Source organism: Brevibacterium sp. S111 (genome assembly GCF_004745075.1).
Lineage (GTDB): Bacteria > Actinomycetota > Actinomycetes > Actinomycetales > Brevibacteriaceae > Brevibacterium.
In genome coordinates, this window is sequence record NZ_RHFH01000002.1 from 145,993 (window position 1) to 167,674 (window position 21,682).

The following is a 21,682-nucleotide window of genomic DNA, read 5'->3' on the forward strand; positions in this document are numbered from 1 at the left end:
GTTCAGCGACCTCGACTCAGATGACTTCGCTCAGACTGCTTCGACATCGTCGAAGCTCGCGGTGTCGATGACGACGCGGAAGCGCACATCTCCGGCCACGACCCTGTCGTAAGCGGCGTCTGCCTCGGTGACGGGGATCGTCTCGATCTTCGCGGCGATGCCGTGCTCGGCGCAGAAGTCGAGCATCTCCTGGGTCTCGGCGATGCCGCCGATGTTCGATCCGGCGAGCACCTTGGCCCCGCCGATGATCGAACCGAAGGACAGCTTCTGCTTCTCCGGCGGCAGTCCGACGACGGCCATGACTCCACGCGGCCCCAGCAGGTGGAGGTAGCGGTCGACGGGGATGTCGGCGCTGATCGTGTTGAGGATGAGGTCGAATTCGCCGTTGTGCCGGCGGAAGAAGCCGTCCTCGGTGGTGGCGAGCATCCGCTTCGCACCGAGGGCGAGCGCATCGGCTTCCTTGTTGAGCGTGCGTGAGAGAACGGTCACCTCGGCGCCCATGGCCGCGGCGATCTGCACACCCATGTGGCCGAGCCCGCCGAGCCCGACGACAGCGACCTGCTTGGGTGCGCCGTTCTTCTTCTCACCGGCGCCCCACCGGGCCAGCGGCTGGTAGGTGGTGATGCCCGCGCACAGCAGCGGGGCGGCGACGTCGAAGTCGAGGGAATCGGGAATGCGGCACACGAAGCGTTCGTTGACGACGACCTTCTGAGCGTAACCGCCCTGCGTGATCGTGCCGTCGACGTCTTCGACGTTGTAGGTGCCGACACTGCCCGTGAAGCAGTTCTGCTCCTGGCCGGCCCGGCACTCCTCGCATTCGCCGCAGGAGTCGACCATGCAGCCGACTCCCACACGGTCGCCGACCTTCCACCCTGTGACCTCGGACCCGACGGCTTCGACGACGCCGGCGATCTCATGGCCGACGGTCAGCGGGAAGTTCGCCTCACCCCATTCGTTGCGGATGGTGTGGATGTCGCTGTGGCAGATGCCCGCGGCCCTGATGTCGATGACGACGTCGTCGGGACGCGGGTCGCGCCGCTGGATGGTCGTGACGGAAAACGGCTGGTCCGGCCCGGTCTTCTGCAGTGCCTTGACGCTGATGCTCATGTGCTCTCCTTGTTCGGATATGCGAAACTGGGCCCCATCGTCCAGCGCCTGACGCCCGCAGTCTATTCCATGCATCGGCACTGATCTTTCAGTTCGCACTCAGTGCTCGAATCGGGCTCCCACCGGCTCAGTCCTCGCCCCAGGGCGGTCTTCGAACCGACTCAGTCCTTGGTCGCGCGCTGCCCGATGTTCAGCTCGAGAGGGAAATCGACGGGGGCATCACCGAAGAGCAGACGGCCCGCCGAGGCGGCCGCCGCCCTGATCTCCTCCGCCGCCCGTTCGGCCTGCTCGGCCGGGGCGTGGACGATGACCTCATCGTGGAGGAAGAAGACAAGGTGGGCGCGACGTGAGAACACCGGTCCCGAGGCGGCCGCCGGTTCCGCAGCCGCCGGTTCGACAGCCGACCGACCTATCGATCCCGACCCTCCGTCGCTGCCTCCGTCGATTGCGGGCAGCCGGGCCAAACGCAGCCGCAGATCGGCGAGCCAGGCCAGCGCCCATTCGGCGGCGGTGCCCTGGACGACGAAGTTGCGGGTGAACCGTCCCTGGTCACCGGCGGCCCGACGGGCCCGCTGCTCATCGACGCCGGTGGCGTCGAAGCGGTTCGCGGCCTTCTGCAGGCGCTGCCAGCCCTCGCTCGGCGGCGGGGAGGTCCGCCCCAGCCAGGTGGACACGACTCCCCCACGCACTCCCACCTCGGCGGCGGAATCGACGAGATGCATCGCGGCGGGGAAATTCGCACGCAGGCGGGGCACCAAGGCACCCGCCTCACCGGTCGTCGAACCGTACATGGCACCGAGCACCGCGATCTTCGCCTCCTGCCGCGTGGCCACGACTCCGGCATCGACGAGCCCGGAGTACAGGTCTTTGCCGAACCCGGCCGCGGCCATCGCCCGGTCCCCGGACATGGCGGCGAGCGCACGGGGTTCGAGCTGAGCGACGTCGGCGGAGACGAGACGCCATCCGTGGTCGGCGCGCAGGGCCGGGCGCAGCTGCCGCGGAATCTGCAGAGCCCCTCCCCCACTGGCCGCCCAACGACCGGTGACGACGCCGCCGGGCACATAGACCGGCCGATAGCGACCCTCATCCACCCACTCATCGAGCCAATGCCAGCCGTTGGCGCTCAGCAGCCGCGCCATCTTCTTGTATTCGAGCAGAGGTGCGATCGCCGGATGCTCGCTGCCGCTCAGCTCCCATTTCGAAGTCGAGGCGACGTTGATGCCGGCATTGTGCAGGGAGGACAGCAGCCGGTTCGGGGAGTCGAGGTTGACCCGCGGGTCCTCGAGCGCGGCACGGACCTGATCGGCCTTCGCCAGCATCTTCGCGGGTTTCCCATCACGGATCGGCCGGGGCCCGAGGAGCTCAGTGAGGATCCGGTCGTGCTCGGCCTCGTCCCAGGGCACCCCGGCCGCTCGCATCTCCGCGGCGACGAGTCCTCCGGCCGATTCCGCGGCCAGCAGCAGACGCAGCCGACCCGGATCGCCTGCGCTGTCGACGGCGGCGGTCTGGCGGGCGAATTCGGCCAGGGCCGCCTCGAGGTCGTGCGGCACCTGCGGGACACGGCCGCGGCCGGCGTCGACCTCGAAGAGCGCGGCGGCCTCCTCACCGTCCTCGGCGCCGGTGGGCGCGGCGTCCCAGTCCTCGGCGGCACGGAGCGGCTCGGCGGCGGTGACGAGTTCGGAGCGGGCGAGGATCGCATGAGCCAGTCGCAGATCGTGGCAGCGTTCGATGCTCACCCCGGCCGCCAGCAGCGGCGGGTACCACTTCGGGGTGTCGCTGAAGACCCACCTCGGCGGGGGTGTGCGCTGATCCGCCCCGTCGGGGTCGGACCCGTCGGGGCCGGCAGCGGCGTTCCCGGCCGGGTTCTCACGGTCACGGACGAACTCGGGCAGGGCCGCCTCGGCGAGTTCGATCCGACCGATCTGTGCACCTGTCGCATCGAGATCGACGATGCCGATCCGCGCCCCCTCGAGCCCGGTGCCGGGCACGGTCCCGAGCACGCAGGCGGCGGGCAGCTGATCGGGGGCGACGGTCATGGGTTCAGCCTACGCCGCGACGGGCTGCGGGAGGGCCCTTCACGAGCACTCTCGGCACGATGCGGACCCGCCCGGTCCGCACCCTGACCTCCGCGCCGAGAACGACAGTGATCCTGGTAACGTCGGAAGCGAATTCCGGGTGCCGAACTCCGCTCGAAAGGCTCGATCACAACATGGACGTTGTCTCCTCCCTCACCTCAGCCCTGCCGGCCTCGGCCGTCATCACCGATCCCGACTCGATGGACGCCTATCGCTGGGATCGAGCGAACGACCCGGACGCCGGCGTACCGCTGGCCGTCGTCCGAGTGACCTCCACCGAGGAGGTCCAGCAGGTCGTGCGCATCGCCGCCGAAGCGAAGGTGCCGATCGTGCCGCGCGGCGCCGGTTCCGGACTGTCCGGAGGCAGCTCCGCGATCGCCGGCGGAATCGTCCTCTCACTGGATCAGATGCGCGAGATCAGCATCGATCCGATCACGCGCATGGCCGTCGTCCAGCCGGGTGCCTTCAACGCCGAGGTGAAGGCCGCCGCCGCCGAACACGGCCTGTGGTACCCGCCGGATCCCTCGTCCTTCGAGTTCTGCTCGATCGGCGGCAACATCGCCACGAACGCCGGCGGTCTGTGCTGCGTGAAATACGGCGTGACCACGGACTATGTGCTGGGCATGACGGTGGTGCTCGCCGATGGGCGGGCCGTAAATCTCGGTGGACCCAGGCTCAAGGACGTCGCGGGTCTGCCGCTGACGAAGCTCTTCGTCGGCTCCGAAGGAACCCTGGGCATCATCACCGAGGTGACCCTGCGACTCATTCCCGCCCAGCTGCCCCCGACGACCGTCGTCGCGATGTTCGGCAAGCTCGCCGATGCCACGCAGGCCGTGCTCGACATCGCGAAGGCCATGCGGCCGTCGATGCTCGAGTTCATGGACAAGCCGTCGATCAACGCCGTCGAGGACGAACTGAAGATGGGTCTCGACCGGGAGGCCGAGGGCATGCTCGTCATCCAATCCGACGAACCCGGAGAGCATTCGAGCGTGCAGGCGGCGCTCATCGAAGAGATCTGCAACTCCAACGCCGCCTCCGAGTGCTACCTCACCGCCGACCCCGATGAGGGCGAAGCCTTCGTCACGGCCCGCCGCATCGCGATTCCGGCCGTGGAGAAGAAGGGCGCTCTGCTGCTCGAGGACGTCGGAGTCCCGCTGCCGAAGCTCGGCGACCTGGTCCTCGGCATCGAGAAGATCTCGGCCGGGCGTGAGGTCACGATCGCCGTCATCGCCCACGCCGGCGACGGCAACACGCACCCCCTGCTCGTGCTCGACCCGAAGGATGAGGCGCAGCAGGAGCGCGCGCGCATCGCCTACGGCGAAGTCATGGACCTGGCGACCGGCCTCGGCGGCACCATCACCGGTGAGCACGGCGTCGGCCGGCTCAAAGCCCCATGGCTCGCGCCCTACCTCGGCGAGGACGTCATGGAGCTCAACCACCGGATCAAACAGGCCCTCGATCCTGACAACATCTTCAACCCCGGATCGGTCTACACCGGGCTGGTCTGAGCACCCGGCCGGGCCGAACCGCCTCGGCGGAAGGAATTCGTGGAAGAATTCTGAGCACGGTGTTGAATCGACGTCGATTCGATCGTCTTCTCTGTGAGCGACCGAAATCCGGTCGCCGCACACAGAACGGAGCGAACCATGCGCTACTCACTGATCTTCCACGCCCCCGAGCCCGGAGTCGACGGCCCCGCCCCCACCGAAGAGGACTTCCAGGAGATGATGCGCCTCATGGACGACTTCGGCCAGGCCCTGACCTCGGCCGGAGTATTCGTCGCCTGGGAGATGCTCGCACCCCACTCCGAGACGAAGACCGTGACCCGGAGGACCGGAGAGGTCGTCATCGAGGATGGGCCCTTCGCCGCGGCGAAAGAGGCTCTGGCCGGGGTCGTCGTCATCGACGTTCCCGACATCGAGGCGGCCCTGACTTGGGCCGAGAAATTCCCCGGCACGAGCTACGGCACGATCGAGATCCGACCCGCGGCGACTTCGTTCGTCGACGGCACCTGGACCCGACCGGGTGACGGGCCGGCCCGATCGGGCGACTGCCCGTCCCGACCGGACCAGTCGTCCTGAACTCCTCGCCGCGATGACCGAGCCCGCAGAGATCACCGATCCTGCCGAGTGGGCGATGAACCTGTCCCAGGACGGCTGGGGCAGGATCATCGCGCTCATCGCGGCCGCCGACGGAGACATCGCCGGCGCCGAGGATGCACTGGCCACCGCGCTCGAACGTGCCGTCACCGCGTGGCGGGCCCAGGGGCCGCCCGACAATCCCGAAGGGTGGCTCTACCGGGTGGCGCTCAATGCTCGCCGGGACGTATGGAAGTCTGCGGCCGCCCGGACCGCGACCGCCCTCGACGAGGAGACGATCGACCGGATCGACCAGGGTGGTGCGCATATCGACCGGGCGACGGGCCGCCTCGGTTCCTATCCTTCGAGCATTGATTCTGCGAGCGCCGATTCCGCCGATCTTGCCCCCTACGCTCTGCCCGATCAGCGCCTCGAACTCCTCGCCGCCTGCGCGCATCCGGACATCGACGCGGCCGCCAGGCCGCTGCTCATGCTCTCGGCGGTGATGGGAATGACGGCGAAGCAGATCGCCGCGGCCATGGCCCTGCCGGCCGCCACCGTCTCTGCCCGTCTGACCAGGGCGAAGAAGCGGGTTGCCGGTCTCGGCGTCGCCTTCGGCAGTCCCGACCGCCTCGACCTCGAGTCCCGTCTGCCCGATGTGCACGAGACGATCTACGGAGCCTTCGCCATCGAATGGACTCATGCGGCGGCCCAGCCGCGAGACGGCATGATCGGCGAGGCCCTGTACCTATCCCGTCTCGTGGCGCAGCTGTGCCCTGGCGACGGCGAATCCCACGGACTGGCCGCCCTCATCCACCTCTCTGCCGCTCGCTTCCCCGCCCGACGCAGCGGTGACGGGCGATTCGTTCCCCTCTCCTGTCAGGACCCCAACTTCTGGGACCAAACACTCACCGAGGCCGGCGAGCGCCACCTCGTCGAGGTCCACCGCTGCGGACACATCGGCCGATTCGGACTCGAGGCGGCCATCCAACTCCTCCATATGGCAGGAATCCGCACCGGGTCCACGGATTGGCCGATGCTGCTGCGCCTCCACGACGACCTCGCGCAGGTCGCGCCGAGCCTCGGCGGCTCGGTCTCCCGGGCGGCCGTCCTCGCGGAGGTCGACGGCCCCGAGACGGGACTGATGGCGCTCGACGCACTCGATGCCGACTCACCACGCCTTTCGGCTTTCCAACCGGCCTGGGTGCTGCGGGCTCATCTGCTGACCCGCCTCGGCCGCACTGACGAGGCGGCCACGGCGCGTCGGCGCGCCCTCGACCTGACCACCGACCCTGCCGAACGCGCCTACCTCTCGGTAGGGCTCACCTGAGACCGAGGTCACCTCGTCTTCGGGATGGGCCGGGGTACGGCATATGATGGTGGAATCAATCCACAGACTCCGAAATCCTCCTGCATGCACAATTCCTCTCAGACCGAACCGCCTCCGGCCGCCGCAGGCACAGCTCAGGGCTTCGCCCATGCCAAGGCCATCCTGTTCGGCGAACACGCGGTCGTCTACGGCTCTCCCGCCGTCGCCGTGCCGTTGCACGGCCTCGGAGTCCAGACCGATATCCGCCGGTCACCGGAGCAGGAGACCCGGATCGAGAGCCAGCTGTTCTCCGGGAACGCGCAGACCGCCCCGGAGCCGATGGGTCCCGTCGTCGCCGGGCTGACCGCCGCCCTTGAGGGCGTGGGCGATCCCGACGCCGAGGTGGAGCTGCTCATCCGTTCGGCGATCCCCCACAGCCGGGGCTTGGGATCGAGTGCCGCCGTGGCCACATCCGTCGCCCGGGCCGTGGCGAATCTCCATGCCACCGTCTTCGACGAGGAGGCCCTCCACGAGATCGTGCAGGCCGCCGAGACCGTCGCCCACGGCCGCCCCAGCGGCATCGATGCCTGGGCAGTGGCCAAACCCGCCCCGATCCGCTTCCAGACCGGGTGCGCGGAGACGATCGATGTCGGTCAGCGCCTCGTCTTCGTCCTCGCCGATTCCGGTCACCACGGGTCCACCGCCGAGGCGGTCGGCGGAGTGCGTGCCCGCCGTGACGCGGATCCGACGCGCATCGGCGCGATGATCGACCGCTTGGCCGAGCTCACCGATGCCGCCGTGGACGATATCCGCTCCGGTGACCAGGTGACGATCGGCCACCGCATGCTCGAGGCCCATGAGCTGCTCAGCGGCCTCGGCGTCTCCACCCCGAGCCTGGACTCCCTCGTCGCTGCGGCCACCGCGGCCGGAGCCCGCGGGGCCAAGCTCACCGGCGGAGGTCTCGGCGGCTGCGTGCTGGCCCTGGCCGATGGAGACGACGCCGCCGAGGAACTGGCGGATGCGCTGCGCGCCGCGGGAGCTCCCCGCACCTGGACGACGGAGGTCAGACCGACATGAGAACGACGACGGCGCGGGCCTACCCGAACATCGCCCTGGTCAAATACTGGGGCAAAGCCGATGAGGAGCTCATCCTGCCCGCCGCGGGCAGCCTCTCGCTGACCCTGGACCACTTCGAGACCACGACCACGGTGGTTCCCGCCCCGGAGGCGGCCACCGATGTCCTCGAACTCGACGGCAGCCTCGCCGATCCCGGGCAGACGAACCGCATCTCCGTCTTCCTCGACCATGTCCGCGAACTCGCCGGACGCGAGGACCGGGTCCTTGTCCGCTCCCGCAACTCCGTGCCCACGGGTGCCGGACTGGCCTCCTCGGCGTCGGGCTTCGCCGCCCTGGCGACCGCGGCCGCCGCAGCCTTCGACCTCGACCTCGATGCCCGCGAGCTCAGCCGTCTGGCCCGCCGCGGTTCGGGATCGGCCTGCCGGTCCATCGCCGCAGGGATGGCCGTGTGGCATGCCGGTGACGACGAGTCCTCGTTCGCCGAATCCGTCGACGCCCCGGACATGCGCATGATCATCGTCACCGTCAACCGCGCCAGGAAGGCCGTGTCCTCCCGCGAGGCGATGCGTCTGACGGCGGAGACCTCCCCGTTCTACTCCGGTTGGGTGTCCTCGACCGAGGACTACCTCGAGCAGATGGTCGCGGCCTGCTCCGCCGAGGACTTCACCCGCATCGGCGAGATCACCGAATCCCATGCCCTGCGCATGCACGGACTCATCCAGTCCACTGTGCCCCCGATCCGCTTCCTCAACCCGACCAGCCATGCGATCTTCGACGCCGTGGCCGAAGCCCGCGAGCACGGGATCAAAGCCTATTCGACCGCCGATGCCGGTCCGAACGTCGCCGTCATCGTCCGCCCCTCCGACGCCGAGGCGCTGGCGGAGAGGCTCTCCGGATTCGGCGATGTCCGCGTCGTCGGCCCCGGCCCCGGCGCCCACCTGCTCACCGCCGCTGACGAAGTCCCGCCCGCTGCGGGCACGTCTGCGGGTGAAGGCAGCCACGCATGATCGAGACCCGGGCGCCCGGAAAGCTCTTCATCGCCGGAGAATACGCCGTCGTCTCCCCCGGGCAGCCGGCGGTGCTCGTCGCCGTCGATCGCTGCATCACGGTGCGGCTGACCGAGAGTGAGGACTCCGGCCGCATCCACTCCTCCGAATACGGTCAGGCACCGCTGGTGTGGCACCGGGAGGAGAACGGCGAGGCCATCGTCCTCGAGCATCGTCCTGCCGACTATGTGCTCTCGGCGATCTCGACCGTCGAGGAGCTGCGGGCCGCCCGAGGTGCGGACCCTCGCTATTTCGATCTTGAGATCTCCAGCGAACTCGATGACACCGACGGCCGGAAGTTCGGGCTCGGCTCCTCGGCCGCGGTGACCGTGGCGACGGTCGCGGCCCTCGCCGAGTTCTACGAGCTTCGCCTCAGCCCCGCCGAACGCTTCAAACTCGCGCTGCTGGCAACGATCGCGATCTCGCCGAACGCTTCGGGCGGAGATCTGGCCGCCAGCACCTTCGGCGGGTGGATCCGCTACTCTTCGCCCGACCGTGCCGCCCTGCGCGCCCACCGTGAGGCCCATGGCGTCGTCTCGGCACTGAACTGCTCGCAATGGGCGGGCTCTTCTGCGCGGCGGATCACTCCTCCCGCCTCTCTCGATCTCCTCGTGGGATGGACGGGTTCACCGGCCTCGACCGAGCACCTCGTCAAACGCGTCCACTCCCCCGGCGCCGCACACGATGCTGCGCCCGCACCTGAGGCTGGCCCGGCACCTGAGGCCGGCCCCGCGCCCGTAGCCGCCGAGCCGCGTCCCTTCTCCTCCTTCGCCGCCGATTCCCATACTCTCGTCGACGATCTCGTGTCCGCCTTCGATGACGATGATGCCCAAGCGGCGCTGAAGACCATCCGCGCCGCTCGCGCCCTGCTCCAGCGCCTCGGCGAGACCTCGGGCAGCCTCATCGAGACCGCCACCCTGCACCAACTGTGCGAGATCGCCGAAGCACACGGTGCCGCCGCGAAGCCCTCGGGCGCCGGCGGCGGCGACTGCGGGATCGCAATGGCCCATTCCCACACCGATGCGCAGACCATCCTGACCGGCTGGGAAGCCGCAGGCATCCGACCATTGGACCTCGGCACCCACCGAGAGGAAGGCGAGATCGATGAGTTCTGAGACCCCCGAGGCCAAAGCCTCCCGCGCCTCCCGCAAGGACGACCACGTCCGCCTCGCTTCGGCGCAGCAGACCGAAGGGCCCCGCCGCAGCGACTTCGACGACCTCGAGTTCGTCCACCATGCGCTGTCGGGCACCAGTCCCGAGCGCGTCGACCTCTCCGTCGACCTCGGCGACTGGACCTGGCCGACCCCCTTCTATGTCAACGGCATGACCGGCGGCACCGAGACCACGGCGAAGATCAACCGGGACCTCGCGATCGCCGCAGCCGAGACCGGGCTGCCCATGGCCTGCGGGTCGATGAGCGTGGCCCTTGACGATGCGGAGGCCGCGAAGGGCTTCACCGTCATCCGGGAGGAGAACCCGCATGGCTTCGTCATGGGCAACCTCGGTGCCGGTCGCAGCGCCGACGATGCCCGCCGGGCCGTCGAACTGCTCGATGCCGACGCCCTGCAGCTGCACATCAACCCCGTCCAGGAGACCGCGATGCCCGAAGGCACCCGCGACTTCTCCACCTGGCTGTCAGGGCTCGAGGACATCGTCGCCGCCTGCCCCGTGCCCGTCGTCGTCAAAGAGGTCGGCTTCGGACTCAGCCGCCGCACCCTGTCGCTGCTCGCCGGCATCGGGGTCCGCTTCGCCGATGTCTCCGGTGCCGGCGGCACGGACTTCCTGCGCATCGAGAACGACCGCGCCGGGGCCAGCGACTTCTCCATGCTCACCGGCTTCGGCCAGTCCGCCCTGGCCTGCCTGCTCGACGCCCCACCGGAATGGACCACTGCCGCTGACACCGGCGACGCGTCGACGACCACCGGCAACGCGAATGCCGACGGCGTCTCGTCACGTGTGCTGCTGGCCTCCGGCGGAGTCCGCAACCCCTATGATGTCGTCAAAGCGCTGGCCTGCGGGGCTCGTGCCGTCGGTGTCGCCGGCACCTTCCTGCAGACCGTGCTCGATCACGGTCCGGACGGACTCGTCGAACTCGTGCGCACCTGGCAGACTCAGACCTCGGCTCTGTTCGCTCTGCTCGGTGCCGAACGGTCCACGGATCTCACGGGCACGGACCTGCTCACACGAGGCCGCCTCGGCGAGTTCGCCCGGCTGCGCGGAATCGACGTCACCGCGCTCTCGCACCGAACTGACGTTCTTTCGAGGAGGAATCAGCTGTGAAACAGCAGACCACGATGACCGGGATCCCGACCACCTGGGTCGGTCCCCTGCGGGTCAGCGGCGAAGCGCTGGCTCCGACGGGCACCCACACCGAGGTGGCCGTGCCCCTGGCAACGTACGAAACCCCGCTGTGGCCCTCCGTCGGTCGCGGCGCGTCGATCTCGCGTGAGATCGACGGCGGCATCCGCACCGTCATCGTCGATGAGCGCATGACCCGGTCGGTGCTCTTCGTCGCCGAATCCGCGATCGGCGCCGAGGCGGCCGCGCAGGCCATCCGACACCGCATGCCCGAACTCGAGGACGTCGTCTCGGCCGGCAGCAACCATGCCCGGCTCATCGAGGTCCACCCGGAGATCGTCGGCAATCTGCTCTTCGTCCGCTTCGCCTTCCGGACCAACGACGCTTCGGGCCACAACATGGTCACCCAGGCCTCGGACACGCTCATGGAGCGCATACTGTCCTGGCAGCTGGGCCTCGACTACGGTTCGGTGTCGGGCAACTACTGCTCGGACAAGAAGGCGACCGCGGTCAACGGGATCCTCGGGCGCGGCCGCAATGTCGTCGCCGAGATCCTCCTGCCCCACGAGGTCGTCGAACGCCGCCTGCGCTCGACCGCGGAGAAGATGACCGAGATCGTCATCCGCAAGAACCTCGTCGGGTCGACGATCGCCGGGGCGCTGCGATCGGCGAACGCCCACTATGCGAACATGCTGCTCGCCTTCTACCTGGCCACGGGTCAGGATGCGGCGAACATCGTCGAGGGCTCGCAGGGGATCACCTATGCGGAGAACCGACCCGAGGGCCTGTACTTCTCGACCACCCTGCCGCATCTCATCGTCGGCACCGTCGGCAACGGCAAGGATCTGCCGCATGTCGACGAGGCGCTGGAGCGACTCGGCTGCCGCGAGGACCGCGAGCCCGGCGCGAACTCGCGCCGTCTGGCCGCGCTCATGGCCGCCACCGTGCTCTGCGGTGAGCTCTCGCTGCTCGCCGCGCAGACGAACCCGGGTGAGCTCATGTCCACACATCTTGAGATGGAACGCAGAGAGGACGGCGAGGCCGCATGACACCGATCGGCATCGACGACATCGAGCTGGCCACGACCCATCATGTCGTCCGACTCGACGACTTCGCCGAGGTGAACGGCACCGATCCGAACAAGTTCCGTCTCGGTCTCGGGCAGGACGAGTTCAGCTTCCCGGCGCCCGATGAGGACATCGTCACCATGGCCGCCGCGGCCGCAGCACCCATCATCGAACGCAGCGGCACCGAGGGCATCAGGACGATGCTGTTCGCCACGGAGTCCGGCACCGACCAGTCCAAGGCCGCGGGCATGGCGGTGCATTCGCTGCTCGAGCTGCCCTCGCAGATGCGCATCATCGAGGTCAAAGAGGCCTGTTATTCGGCGACTGCGGCGCTGCAGGCCGCCGTCGGCATCGTCACGCGTTCACCCGGCCAACGCGTCCTCGTCATCGCTTCGGACGTCGCCCGCTACGAACTCGACACCGCCGGCGAGCCCACTCAGGGTGCCGGAGCCGTGGCGATGCTCGTCTCCGCGAACCCGAGGCTGCTCGAGATCGAACCGGTCTCGGGCCTGAACTCCGCCGATGTCGATGACTTCTGGCGGCCGAACGATTCGACGACCGCGATCGTCGACGGTGCTCTGTCCGTCACCGCATACCTCGACTCCCTCACCGGCGCCTGGAACGATCTGCAGACGCAGGACGGACCGGGAATCGACGAGATCGACCGCATCCTCTACCACCAGCCGTTCACGAAGATGGCGAAGAAGGCGCAGGTCCACCTCGCCGGTCTGACCGGAGCGGTGCTCGACACCGAGATCGTCGCGGGTGCTCAGACCGCTTCTGCCTCCGACCCGCGCGATACGGGACTGGCGGCGAGCACCCTGTACAACCGCCGTCTCGGCAACTCGTACACCGCTTCGCTGTATGCGGGTCTGTGTTCGCTGCTCGACCACGATTCGGATCTCGCGGGCAGGCGCATCGGACTCTTCAGCTACGGCTCGGGAAGCGTCGGAGAGTTCTTCACCGCCCGCGTCGTGCCCGGCTATGAGCAGCATTCGCATCGCGAGACCGTGACCGCGGCACTCGATGCCCGCGTGCCGCTGTCCATCGACGAGTACCGCGCCCTGCACGCGACCGAGCTGCCGAGCGCCGAGGACGTCTCGACCCCGAAGGTGACCGCGGGACCGTTCCGCTTCGCCGGGGTCACGGGCCGCGCCCGCGTCTACGAACGCAGCTGAGCCGCGACCTCCCACCCCGGCGGGCCCCGCGGCGCAGCCTCGCGCCGCGGTCTCCCGGCCCGGTGCTGCGGGCTTGCGCCGCGGGGCTCTTCTGCAGACACGACGAAGCCCCTCACCCGACCTTCTCGAGGTCCCGGTGAGGGGCTTCATGTTCGCTGTGCGCGAGGGGGGACTTGAACCCCCACGACCTTGCGGCCACTGGCACCTGAAGCCAGCGCGTCTACCAATTCCGCCACTCGCGCGAACAAGAGAAAACTCTAGCATCGCTGACGGCGAAACATAAAACCGGATGGAGCGAAAGCGCACAAACGTGTCCACGTTCACATTTCCCGTCCTTGATCACAAGTGTCCGACGACCCTCCCCTGTCCCCCACGGTGCCGCCGTCCTGGCGCCTGCACCGCGCCACGCGCAGCCCGCACACCACCTCTCACCATCCCCGCGACTTCACTGGACGCGGGCCGAGAATCCCGGCACAGCTTCGCCCCGAGAACACGCGCGACGTGAGTTGAGAGCCTCACCGCGTTAGGATTGGGTGTTGATGTGCTCAGACTGTGCCCACCCGGGACCACCTGGTCAGGGCCCACACAGACGCGTGGCGAAGAGTTCGTCTGCGACCGGCAACACCTGATGAGGAGGTGCCATGGGGATACTCGATCGCTTCGAGAAGGGGCTGGAGAGCGTCGTCAACGGCGCCTTTGCCAAGGCCTTCCGATCACAGGTCGAACCCGTCGAACTCGCCGGCGCTCTGCGCCGTGAGGCCGACAACAAGGCCGCCGTGGTCTCCCGCGGCCGCACACTGACAGCCAATCACTACATCATCGAGCTCTCACCGACGGATCACGACCGACTCTCCGGTCTCGAATCCGAACTGCGCTCCGATCTGCGCCAAGTCATCGGCGATCACGCCGTCGAGCAGGCCTACAGCTTCGTCGGCCCCGTATCCGTCGAATTCTCCTTGGCCGATGACCTCGACACGGGCATGTACCGGGTCGTGTCCTCGACTCAGCGCCCCGACGGCTCCCCGGCCGCGCAGCCGGCCAATCGCGGCGGCTACGACCCGGTCTCCCGGGCCAACCCGGTCGTCGGCGAGTCACCGAACTCCGGCTCCCGGCCCGTGACCCCGCGCCGCACCCCGGAACCGGCGCGGGCGACACCCGCCCCGCGCACCAATCCGGCCCCCCGACCGGCCTCCGCACCTGCCCCCGCACGCAGCCGCACAATCGAGGCCAGCGTGACCATCGACGGTCGCACCCAGCAGCTGCGCCAGGGCACGAACACCTTCGGCCGCTCTTCGTCGAGTTCGGACTTCGTCATCGACGACCCGGGCGTCTCCCGCCGCCACTTCGAGATCATCGTCGAAGGCGACCACGCGGTGGCCAACGACCTCGGTTCGACGAACGGCACACTGCTGCACGGACGCAAACTCACCTCGGCGAACCTCTCCGACGGCGACATCCTCCTCGCCGGAGAGGCCGAAGTCCACTACAGCGAGCGAGACGCCCAGTGAGCGAATTCACCGTCACCGTCTTCCGGCTGGCCTTCTTCGTCATCCTCTGGCTCTTCGTCCTCGGAGTCGCCGGAGTCCTGCGCCGGGACATCTTCGGTCCCCGCCGCTCCCGCGCCGGACGGAAATCTCGCCGAGGCGGCTCCAAGGCCACCGCGCCCCCACCGGCCCGTCCGGCACCCGCACCCCGGCAGGCCCCCGCGGCCGCACCGGTCGCCCACGCCCATCCGGGCACCATCCGCATCACCGACGGCCCTCTGGCCGGTCAGTCGCTCATGCTCTCCGGAGCTCCCGTGACCTTCGGCCGTGCGCCGGACAACACGATCGTCATCAACGATGACTTCGCGTCCAGCCACCATGCCCGGATCTCCGCGAAGAACGGCGCCTGGCTGCTCGAGGACCTCGGTTCGACGAACGGCACCATCGTCGACGGATCACGCATGACCGGCCCTGTGCGGCTGAGCATCGGCACCCGGATCACCATCGGACATACGACCCTGGAGACCCAATCGTGACGACCGGCGGTACCATCACTCTCCGTTCGGCAGCCCGGTCTCACACCGGTCTGGTGCGCAAGAACAACCAGGACTCCGGCTATGCCGGACCGAACTTCCTGCTCATCGCCGACGGTATGGGCGGTCACGCCGGCGGTGACGTCGCCTCGGCGATCACCGTCGCCCGTCTGGCCGAACTCGATGAGGAACCCGGCGGCGAGGACGCGCTCGAACTGCTGCGCACCTCGATCCTCGACGCGAATGACCGGATCGTCCGCGGCGTCGGCGAACAGCCCGAACTCGCCGGAATGGGCACCACCGTCACCGCGGTGCTGCGCGCCCCGGGCAATCGCTTCGCACTCGCCCATATCGGCGACTCCCGCGGCTATGTTCTGCGCGACGGTCGGCTGCAGCCGATCACCCATGACCACACCTTCGTCCAGATGCTCGTCGACGAAGGCCGGATCACCGCCGAGGAGGCCGAGACCCACCCGCAGCGTTCCGTGGTGATGAAGGTCCTCGGTGACGTCGGCGCCTCCCCCGATCTCGATCTGTCCCTGCGCGAAGCCCAGGTCGGCGACCGCTGGATGCTGTGTTCGGACGGACTGACCGGCTTCGCCGACCTCGACGACATCTCCCGAGTCCTCACCGAGGTGGCCGACCCCGACGAGGCCTGCCGCCAGCTCATCGATCTCGCCCTGGCCGGCGGCGGAGCCGACAATGTCACCGTCGTCGTCGGCGATGTCCTCGAAGGCGAAGTCGAGACTCCCGGCGGAGTCTCCGTCGGCTCCGTCCACATCAATCCCCGCTATGCGGCGATCGGTGCGAATCCCGAGACCGAACCTGCTGCGGACACCGACACCCAAGCGGCCTACGAGGACGCAGAGATTCCCACCGACACCGTGCCGATTCAGGCCGTCGACGGCGAGGCCGATGAGGACGTCGAAGCCCAGGACGGCACCACTCGGCAGCTGCGGACCAAAACCGCCGCGGATGAGGAGGACGACCTCGACGACGAGGTCGAGAAAAGGTCCTACCTCGGATGGATCATCACCGCCATCGTGATCATCGCGCTGGCCGTGGGCGGCTTCTTCGCCTATAACTACGTCAGCAACCAGTACTACGTCGCCGCCGAAGACGGCAAGGTCTCGCTCTACCGCGGTCTCGACACCACACTCGGACCCATCGAGCTCAGCCGCCTCGTCGACACCACCGACATCGAGGTCGACAGCCTCAACAGCTATTCGCAGGACCGTCTGCACGGTTCGATCCCCGCCGGTTCGCGCGATGAAGCCGACCGCATCATCGACAACCTGCGCAAGGAATCCGACCGCTCGACCGGTGTGACCGGCAACGTCGAGGATTCGACGAACCCGACCGATCCGGCGCCCTCACCTCCGGATTCGAAATCCGCCGACCCCAGTGATGCGATCACCCGGGAGTCGCAGTGATGAACCAGGCTCCCTCGCAGACCGCGCGACCCAGACCCTACCGGCTGGCCGAACTCGGTCTCCTGATCCTGGCCATCGCCGTCGCCACCTGCGCTTATGCCCTTGTCGGCCTCGGCGTCGAGGGCACGATCCCGGCCAACGTCTACGGTTATGCCGGCTGGCTGGCCGCCCTGGGCCTCATCCTCCATGTCGTCGTCTGGATCAAGGCGAAGTACGCCGACCCCGTGCTCGTGCCGATCGCGGTGCTGCTCAACGGGCTCGGACTGGCGATGATCTACCGCGTCGACCTCGGCCGCGATGAGTACCTCGGTTCAGGCATGACTCAGCTCATCTGGACATCTCTGGGCGTCGTCCTGGCCGGCCTGATCGTCATCTTCCTGAAAGACCACCGCCTGCTGAGGCGATACACGTACATCTCCGGGATGGCTGGTCTTGTCCTGCTGCTTCTGCCCCTAGTGCCCGGCCTCGGTTCTGAACACTACGGGGCGAGGATCTGGATCAAGGTTCCGCTCTTCGGGTCATTCCAGCCCGGCGAGGTCTCGAAGATTCTGCTGACTATATTCTTCGCCGGCTACCTGGTCAGCTACAAGGATCAGCTCGTCGCGGCCGGAAAGAAGTTCCTTGGCATCCAATGGCCGCGCCTGCGTGACTTGGGGCCGATTGTGACCGCCTGGGTTGCCAGTGTCGGTGTGCTCGTCTTCGAACGCGACCTCGGCACCTCGCTGCTCTTCTTCGGACTATTCGTCGCGATGCTGTATGTGGCCACCTCCAAGGCCTCGTGGATCATCCTCGGTCTCGGCTTCTTCGCAGCCGGAGCGGTCCTCGCCAGCCTCTACTTCACGCACGTGCAGCAGCGCATCGATGGCTGGCTCAATGCTCTGACTCCCGAGGTCTATAACAAAGAAGTCGGTGGGTCGTACCAACTCGTGCAGGGTCTGTTCGGCATGTCCAATGGTGGACTCATCGGCACCGGCTTCGGCGAAGGACGCCCAAATATGGTGCCCTTCGCGGAGTCCGACTTCATCTACGCAGCCTTCGGTGAGGAGATCGGCCTGGCCGGGCTCTTCGTCATCCTGCTGTGCTACCTGTTCATCTTCCAGCGCGGAATCCGCACCGCTCAGCAACTGCGTGACGGCTTCGGCACTCTGCTGGCCACGGGCCTGTCATTCACGATCGCCCTGCAGGTCTTCGTCGTCGTCGGCGGCGTCACACGCCTCATCCCGCTGACGGGTCTGACCACGCCGTTCCTCGCACAGGGCGGCTCCTCGCTCATCGCGAACTGGATGATCATCGGCCTGCTGCTGCGGATCTCGGACAATGCCAGGCGCCCCGTGGAGGAATTCCACACCGGAGTGCTCACCATCACCGAGGATCCCGAGCCCGTTCCCCCGGGCGCCCCCGCCGCGGAGGTGGACTCAGCGGATGCAGAAGGAGCCGTCCCTGCACAGGGCAGGGCCGCCTCGGCGAGCACCGTCGACGAGGATGCCCCCACGACGAATCTGCCGCCGGCCGATTCCCGTGAGTTCGACGGCGAAGCCCCGACGACGAACCTGCCGCCCGCGGATGACCGCGCACTCAAGCGCGGCGGGACACCCAACGACACCGATCCCACCGACCAACGACCCACCGGAGGTGAACGATGAAGAAGCCATTGACGCATATCGCCGTCGTCGGATTCGTCATGTTCGCGCTCCTGTTCGGGTCGACGAGCTGGGTGCAGTACGTGACCGCGGATTCGCTGAACAACAATCCGCTGAACAACCGACGGATCCTCGACCAGCTGGCCCGTGATCGCGGTCCGATCCTCGTCGACGGCACCCCGATCGCGTACTCGGAGCCTGTCGACGACAAGTACAAGTACCAGCGCAAATACGGTTCGGACAACCTCGATCCGCGCGCCTACGCCTCGCTGACCGGCTACTACTCCGTCGTGTCCGGAGCCTCGGGCATGGAACGTGCCGCCGGCGACTACCTCTCCGGCGATTCCGACGCCCTGTTCTACGACAAGGTCGGCAGCTTCTTCACCGGTGAGCAGCCACGCGGCGCAGCGGTCGAGCTGACCATCGACCCGAAGGTGCAGCAGGCGGCGTGGGACGGGCTGGGCAACCAGAACGGTGCGGCCGTGGCCCTCGACCCGAAGACCGGGAAGATCCTGGCCATGGCCTCGACCCCGGGCTGGGACCCCAATGCCCTGGCCAGCCACGACACAACTGAGGCCAGCGAGGCCTTCAAGAACCTTGAAGCCGCCGAGGGCAAGCCCGCCTACAACCGCGCGATCGGCGGCAACCTGTACCCGCCCGGCTCGACTTTCAAGGTCCTCGTCGCGGCGGCCGCCCTGGAATCCGGCGACTACGAACCCGATTCCCAGCTCAACGGACCCGCCACGCTCGATCTGCCGCAGACGACGGCGACGATCGGCAACTCGCATCCCGGTGCCTGTCGCAACGGGGGCAAGCCGACCCTGGCCGATTCGCTCGCCGAATCCTGCAACACCTCATTCGCCTCCCTGGGCATGGACCTCGGAGAAGACGCGGTCGCGAAGCAGGCCGAGAAGTTCGGCTTCGGCGAGGATCTCGAGATCCCTCTCAATGTCACCCCGTCCTCGTTCCCGTCCGACCTCAATCCGCCGCAGCTGGCCCAGTCCTCGCTCGGTCAGTTCGAGGTCAGGTCGACTCCGCTGCAGATGGCGATGATGACCGCGGGAATCGCCAACGGCGGCAAGATGATGAAGCCCCAGCTCGTCGACAGGGTGCTCAATGCGAACACCCTCGAGCCGATCTCCGAGACCCGCCCGAGCCAGATGTCCCGCCCCGTGTCCGGAGATACGGCAGACAAGCTCACCGACATGATGACCGGTGTGGTCGAGAACGGCACCGCCTCGGTGGCGAAGATGGGCGATACGAAGGTCGCAGCGAAGACCGGCACCGCCCAGCACGCCAAGGGCGCGGCACCCCATGCCTGGTTCATCTCCTTCGCCCCGGCCGACGACCCTCAGGTCGCGGTCGCGGTCGTGGTCGAGAACGGCGGAAACGCGGGCAACGAAGCTTATGGTGCGACGATCGCAGGACCGATCGCGAAGAACATGATGGAAGCGGTGGTCGAGAAATGAGACCCGTCGAAGGCACCCTGTTGGGCAACCGTTACAAACTCACCTCCCGCATCGCCGTCGGCGGCATGGGTGAGGTCTGGAAGGGTGTGGATTCCGTCCTCGGCCGTGAGGTCGCGGCGAAGATCCTCAAGGACGAGTACCTCTCCGAATCGACCTTCCTCGCCCGATTCCGTGCCGAAGCCCAGAACATGGGCCGAGTCTCCGACCCGGGAATCGCCGGCGTATACGACTACGGCGACGAGCAGGGTTCGCCCTACCTCGTCATGGAATACGTGCCCGGTGAGGCTCTGTCGGCCATCATCGAGCGCAGCGCACCCCTGTCCGAGACCGATACCCTCTCCATCGTCACGCAGGCCGCTCAGGCCCTCGGCGCCGCACACAAGGTGGGCGTCATCCACCGTGACATCAAGCCCGGCAACATCCTCATGACACCGGACTTCCGGGTCAAGATCACGGACTTCGGCATCGCCCGGGTCACCGATCAGGCGCCGCTGACGAAGACCGGTCAGGTCATGGGCACCGCCCAGTACCTGGCCCCCGAACAGGCCACCGGCAAGGGTTCGGGCCCCGGCTCGGACCTCTATGCACTCGGCATCATCGCCTACGAGGCCCTGGCCGGGCAGCGCCCCTTCACGGGCGACTCGCAGGTCGCGATCGCCATCGCTCAGGTCAACCAGCAGCATCCGCCGCTGCCGGACACGGTCTCCGAACCGCTGCGCCGATTCGTCGACTGCCTGTTGGAGAAGAAGCCCGAACGTCGCCCTTCCGATGCGTTCAAGGTCGCGAAGGCCGCCGAGGCGCTCTCCGCCGGGGACGTCGCCGGCGCCGAGGAGCTCGTGCCGCAGATGCGCCACGGAGCCGCAGCGTCCGAAGCCCTGACCCAGGTCTTCAACAACCCGGAGCCGGCAGCCACGACGAAGACCCTGCCCGTCACCTCCTCGAACGATGCGACCCAGGTGTACCCGAACGGAGCCGCCGCCGGAATCGCCGGCGCCGGGGCCGCCGGTGCCGGAGCCGCCGCGGCGAATACGGGACAGATCGATCCCAACGATCCGCAGAATCAGGATCTGGAGAAGGACAAGCAGTCGAACAAGGGCCGCGTCCTCATCTGGATCCTTGCGATCATCGCCCTCATCGCGGTTGGTTCCCTGCTGTGGTTCTTCCTCGGCGGAGGCAATGCCGAACCCGAACCGGAACCGTCAACCTCGGCGCCCACCTCGGAGGCGGCGAAGACGATCGAGATCGATAAGAACGATTACATCGGACTCACGGAATCCTCGGCGACGCAGAACCTCGAGAACAAGGGACTCGAGGTCGAGACGACCGACATCAACTCGGATCGGGCGGCCGGAACCGTCGCGGACGTCGGTGAGGGCGACAACGGATACACCTTCGAAGAGGGTGACACCGTGACCCTTTACATCTCCGCCGGTCCCGCCGAGCAGCCCGAAGAGCCCGCCACGGACTCCGGATCCGATTCGGGTCTGGGCAATGACTCGGAGTCGAGCTCGGATTCCGATTCCGCATCCGATTCGCAGGATCAGGGTTCGGACTCCGGATCTGATTCGGCGAACAGCGACACCGGTTCGGACTCCGAGACTTCGTCGAATTCGTCATCGGACTCCGAGACGTCGAGCGAATCGGACTCCTCGAGTTCGACGGACACGTCCGGTGAGACGGACTCTTCGGGCTCCGGGGATTCGGCCGACGCCTCGGGCGGTTCGAACCCGAACAGCGGCAATGACGGGGCAGGCAGCAATTCGGGCTCGGCGAGCAGCTCGGATGCCAGCGGCAACCCGAACGGAAACAACGGCAATGAATAGACATTGAGCGATTCAGAGCAGCGATCAGAAGAAAAGAAGAGTTTGAGATACTGGAACTCGACTCG

17 protein-coding genes and 1 tRNA gene are annotated in these 21,682 nt (G+C 67.7%); 15 read left to right on the forward strand and 3 right to left on the reverse strand.

Annotation, left to right across the window (positions count from 1 at the left end):
* Nucleotides 1-30: 30 nt before the first annotated feature.
* A complete protein-coding gene (locus EB836_RS02980; protein WP_135537637.1) occupies nucleotides 31-1,107 on the reverse strand; it encodes an NAD(P)-dependent alcohol dehydrogenase in 1,077 nt (358 codons plus the stop codon).
* 161 nt (nucleotides 1,108-1,268) lie between these two features.
* Nucleotides 1,269-3,143, reverse strand: coding sequence for a bifunctional 3'-5' exonuclease/DNA polymerase (locus EB836_RS02985; protein ID WP_135537638.1), 1,875 nt, complete (start codon nucleotides 3,141-3,143; stop codon nucleotides 1,269-1,271).
* 173 nt (nucleotides 3,144-3,316) lie between these two features.
* Between EB836_RS02985 and EB836_RS02990 the strand changes: the two genes are divergently transcribed.
* The 9 genes from EB836_RS02990 (at nucleotide 3,317) to EB836_RS03030 (ending at nucleotide 13,235) form a co-directional block, all read left to right on the forward strand.
* Nucleotides 3,317-4,690, forward strand: coding sequence for an FAD-linked oxidase C-terminal domain-containing protein (locus EB836_RS02990; protein WP_135537639.1), 1,374 nt, complete (start codon nucleotides 3,317-3,319; stop codon nucleotides 4,688-4,690).
* Between the two features lie 138 nt (nucleotides 4,691-4,828).
* On the forward strand, nucleotides 4,829-5,263 hold the full coding sequence (locus EB836_RS02995) for a YciI family protein (RefSeq protein ID WP_135537640.1): 435 nt from the start codon (nucleotides 4,829-4,831) through the stop codon (nucleotides 5,261-5,263).
* Nucleotides 5,264-5,276: 13 nt separating this feature from the next.
* Nucleotides 5,277-6,590, forward strand: a complete 1,314-nt coding sequence (locus EB836_RS03000) for a DUF6596 domain-containing protein (RefSeq protein WP_205683285.1) — start codon at nucleotides 5,277-5,279, stop codon at nucleotides 6,588-6,590.
* 84 nt (nucleotides 6,591-6,674) lie between these two features.
* Nucleotides 6,675-7,646 (forward strand): mevalonate kinase, encoded by a 972-nt coding sequence (gene mvk, locus EB836_RS03005; RefSeq protein ID WP_167854332.1) that lies wholly within the window; start codon nucleotides 6,675-6,677, stop codon nucleotides 7,644-7,646.
* Nucleotides 7,643-8,653, forward strand: a complete 1,011-nt coding sequence (gene mvaD / locus EB836_RS03010) for a diphosphomevalonate decarboxylase (RefSeq protein ID WP_135537642.1) — start codon at nucleotides 7,643-7,645, stop codon at nucleotides 8,651-8,653. Before mvk ends, mvaD begins: the two co-directional genes overlap by 4 nt.
* Nucleotides 8,650-9,807: a phosphomevalonate kinase gene (locus EB836_RS03015; RefSeq protein ID WP_135537643.1), complete on the forward strand. Its 1,158-nt coding sequence runs from the start codon at nucleotides 8,650-8,652 to the stop codon at nucleotides 9,805-9,807. Before mvaD ends, EB836_RS03015 begins: the two co-directional genes overlap by 4 nt.
* Complete coding sequence (locus tag EB836_RS03020; protein WP_135537644.1) at nucleotides 9,797-10,972, forward strand: alpha-hydroxy-acid oxidizing protein; 1,176 nt, start codon at nucleotides 9,797-9,799, stop codon at nucleotides 10,970-10,972. The genes EB836_RS03015 and EB836_RS03020 overlap by 11 nt, the downstream gene beginning before the upstream one ends.
* Nucleotides 10,969-12,039 carry a hydroxymethylglutaryl-CoA reductase gene (locus EB836_RS03025; protein ID WP_240689559.1) on the forward strand — a complete coding sequence of 357 codons (1,071 nt, stop codon included), beginning with the start codon at nucleotides 10,969-10,971 and terminating at the stop codon, nucleotides 12,037-12,039. Before EB836_RS03020 ends, EB836_RS03025 begins: the two co-directional genes overlap by 4 nt.
* Entirely contained in the window at nucleotides 12,036-13,235 is a 1,200-nt protein-coding gene (locus tag EB836_RS03030) for a hydroxymethylglutaryl-CoA synthase (protein WP_135537645.1), read from the forward strand. The genes EB836_RS03025 and EB836_RS03030 overlap by 4 nt, the downstream gene beginning before the upstream one ends.
* A 158-nt stretch (nucleotides 13,236-13,393) precedes the next feature.
* On the opposite strand, the gene EB836_RS03035 is transcribed toward EB836_RS03030, so the two are convergent.
* Nucleotides 13,394-13,477, reverse strand: a tRNA-Leu gene (locus tag EB836_RS03035).
* Nucleotides 13,478-13,876: 399 nt separating this feature from the next.
* Here EB836_RS03035 and EB836_RS03040 point away from each other — a divergent pair.
* Genes EB836_RS03040 through EB836_RS03065 form a run of 6 tightly spaced genes read left to right on the forward strand, consistent with a single transcriptional unit; the run spans nucleotide 13,877 to nucleotide 21,617 of the window.
* Entirely contained in the window at nucleotides 13,877-14,743 is an 867-nt protein-coding gene (locus EB836_RS03040) for a DUF3662 and FHA domain-containing protein (protein WP_135537646.1), read from the forward strand.
* Nucleotides 14,740-15,255, forward strand: coding sequence for an FHA domain-containing protein (locus EB836_RS03045; RefSeq protein WP_135537647.1), 516 nt, complete (start codon nucleotides 14,740-14,742; stop codon nucleotides 15,253-15,255). The genes EB836_RS03040 and EB836_RS03045 overlap by 4 nt, the downstream gene beginning before the upstream one ends.
* A gap of 53 nt (nucleotides 15,256-15,308) precedes the next feature.
* Nucleotides 15,309-16,685 (forward strand): protein phosphatase 2C domain-containing protein, encoded by a 1,377-nt coding sequence (locus EB836_RS03050; protein WP_240689560.1) that lies wholly within the window; start codon nucleotides 15,309-15,311, stop codon nucleotides 16,683-16,685.
* Nucleotides 16,685-18,328, forward strand: a complete 1,644-nt coding sequence (locus EB836_RS03055; protein WP_135537649.1) for an FtsW/RodA/SpoVE family cell cycle protein — start codon at nucleotides 16,685-16,687, stop codon at nucleotides 18,326-18,328. The genes EB836_RS03050 and EB836_RS03055 overlap by 1 nt, the downstream gene beginning before the upstream one ends.
* Nucleotides 18,325-19,794, forward strand: a complete 1,470-nt coding sequence (locus EB836_RS03060) for a penicillin-binding protein 2 (protein ID WP_135537650.1) — start codon at nucleotides 18,325-18,327, stop codon at nucleotides 19,792-19,794. Before EB836_RS03055 ends, EB836_RS03060 begins: the two co-directional genes overlap by 4 nt.
* Nucleotides 19,791-21,617: a protein kinase gene (locus EB836_RS03065; protein ID WP_135537651.1), complete on the forward strand. Its 1,827-nt coding sequence runs from the start codon at nucleotides 19,791-19,793 to the stop codon at nucleotides 21,615-21,617. The genes EB836_RS03060 and EB836_RS03065 overlap by 4 nt, the downstream gene beginning before the upstream one ends.
* Nucleotides 21,618-21,682: the final 65 nt, after the last annotated feature.

Bases quoted from the DNA above. Each gene is read 5' to 3' on its own strand.
- mvaD (WP_135537642.1), top strand. From the start codon at position 7,643: ATGAGAACGACGACGGCGCGGGCCTACCCGAACATCGCCCTGGTCAAA.
- EB836_RS03060 (WP_135537650.1), top strand. From the start codon at position 18,325: ATGAAGAAGCCATTGACGCATATCGCCGTCGTCGGATTCGTCATGTTC.
- EB836_RS03015 (WP_135537643.1), top strand. From the start codon at position 8,650: ATGATCGAGACCCGGGCGCCCGGAAAGCTCTTCATCGCCGGAGAATAC.
- EB836_RS03030 (WP_135537645.1), top strand. From the start codon at position 12,036: ATGACACCGATCGGCATCGACGACATCGAGCTGGCCACGACCCATCAT.
- EB836_RS03055 (WP_135537649.1), top strand. From the start codon at position 16,685: ATGAACCAGGCTCCCTCGCAGACCGCGCGACCCAGACCCTACCGGCTG.
- EB836_RS03020 (WP_135537644.1), top strand. From the start codon at position 9,797: ATGAGTTCTGAGACCCCCGAGGCCAAAGCCTCCCGCGCCTCCCGCAAG.
- EB836_RS03000 (WP_205683285.1), top strand. From the start codon at position 5,277: ATGACCGAGCCCGCAGAGATCACCGATCCTGCCGAGTGGGCGATGAAC.
- EB836_RS02985 (WP_135537638.1), bottom strand. From the start codon at position 3,143: ATGACCGTCGCCCCCGATCAGCTGCCCGCCGCCTGCGTGCTCGGGACC.
- EB836_RS03065 (WP_135537651.1), top strand. From the start codon at position 19,791: ATGAGACCCGTCGAAGGCACCCTGTTGGGCAACCGTTACAAACTCACC.
- EB836_RS03040 (WP_135537646.1), top strand. From the start codon at position 13,877: ATGGGGATACTCGATCGCTTCGAGAAGGGGCTGGAGAGCGTCGTCAAC.
- EB836_RS02990 (WP_135537639.1), top strand. From the start codon at position 3,317: ATGGACGTTGTCTCCTCCCTCACCTCAGCCCTGCCGGCCTCGGCCGTC.
- EB836_RS02980 (WP_135537637.1), bottom strand. From the start codon at position 1,107: ATGAGCATCAGCGTCAAGGCACTGCAGAAGACCGGGCCGGACCAGCCG.
- mvk (WP_167854332.1), top strand. From the start codon at position 6,675: ATGCACAATTCCTCTCAGACCGAACCGCCTCCGGCCGCCGCAGGCACA.
- EB836_RS02995 (WP_135537640.1), top strand. From the start codon at position 4,829: ATGCGCTACTCACTGATCTTCCACGCCCCCGAGCCCGGAGTCGACGGC.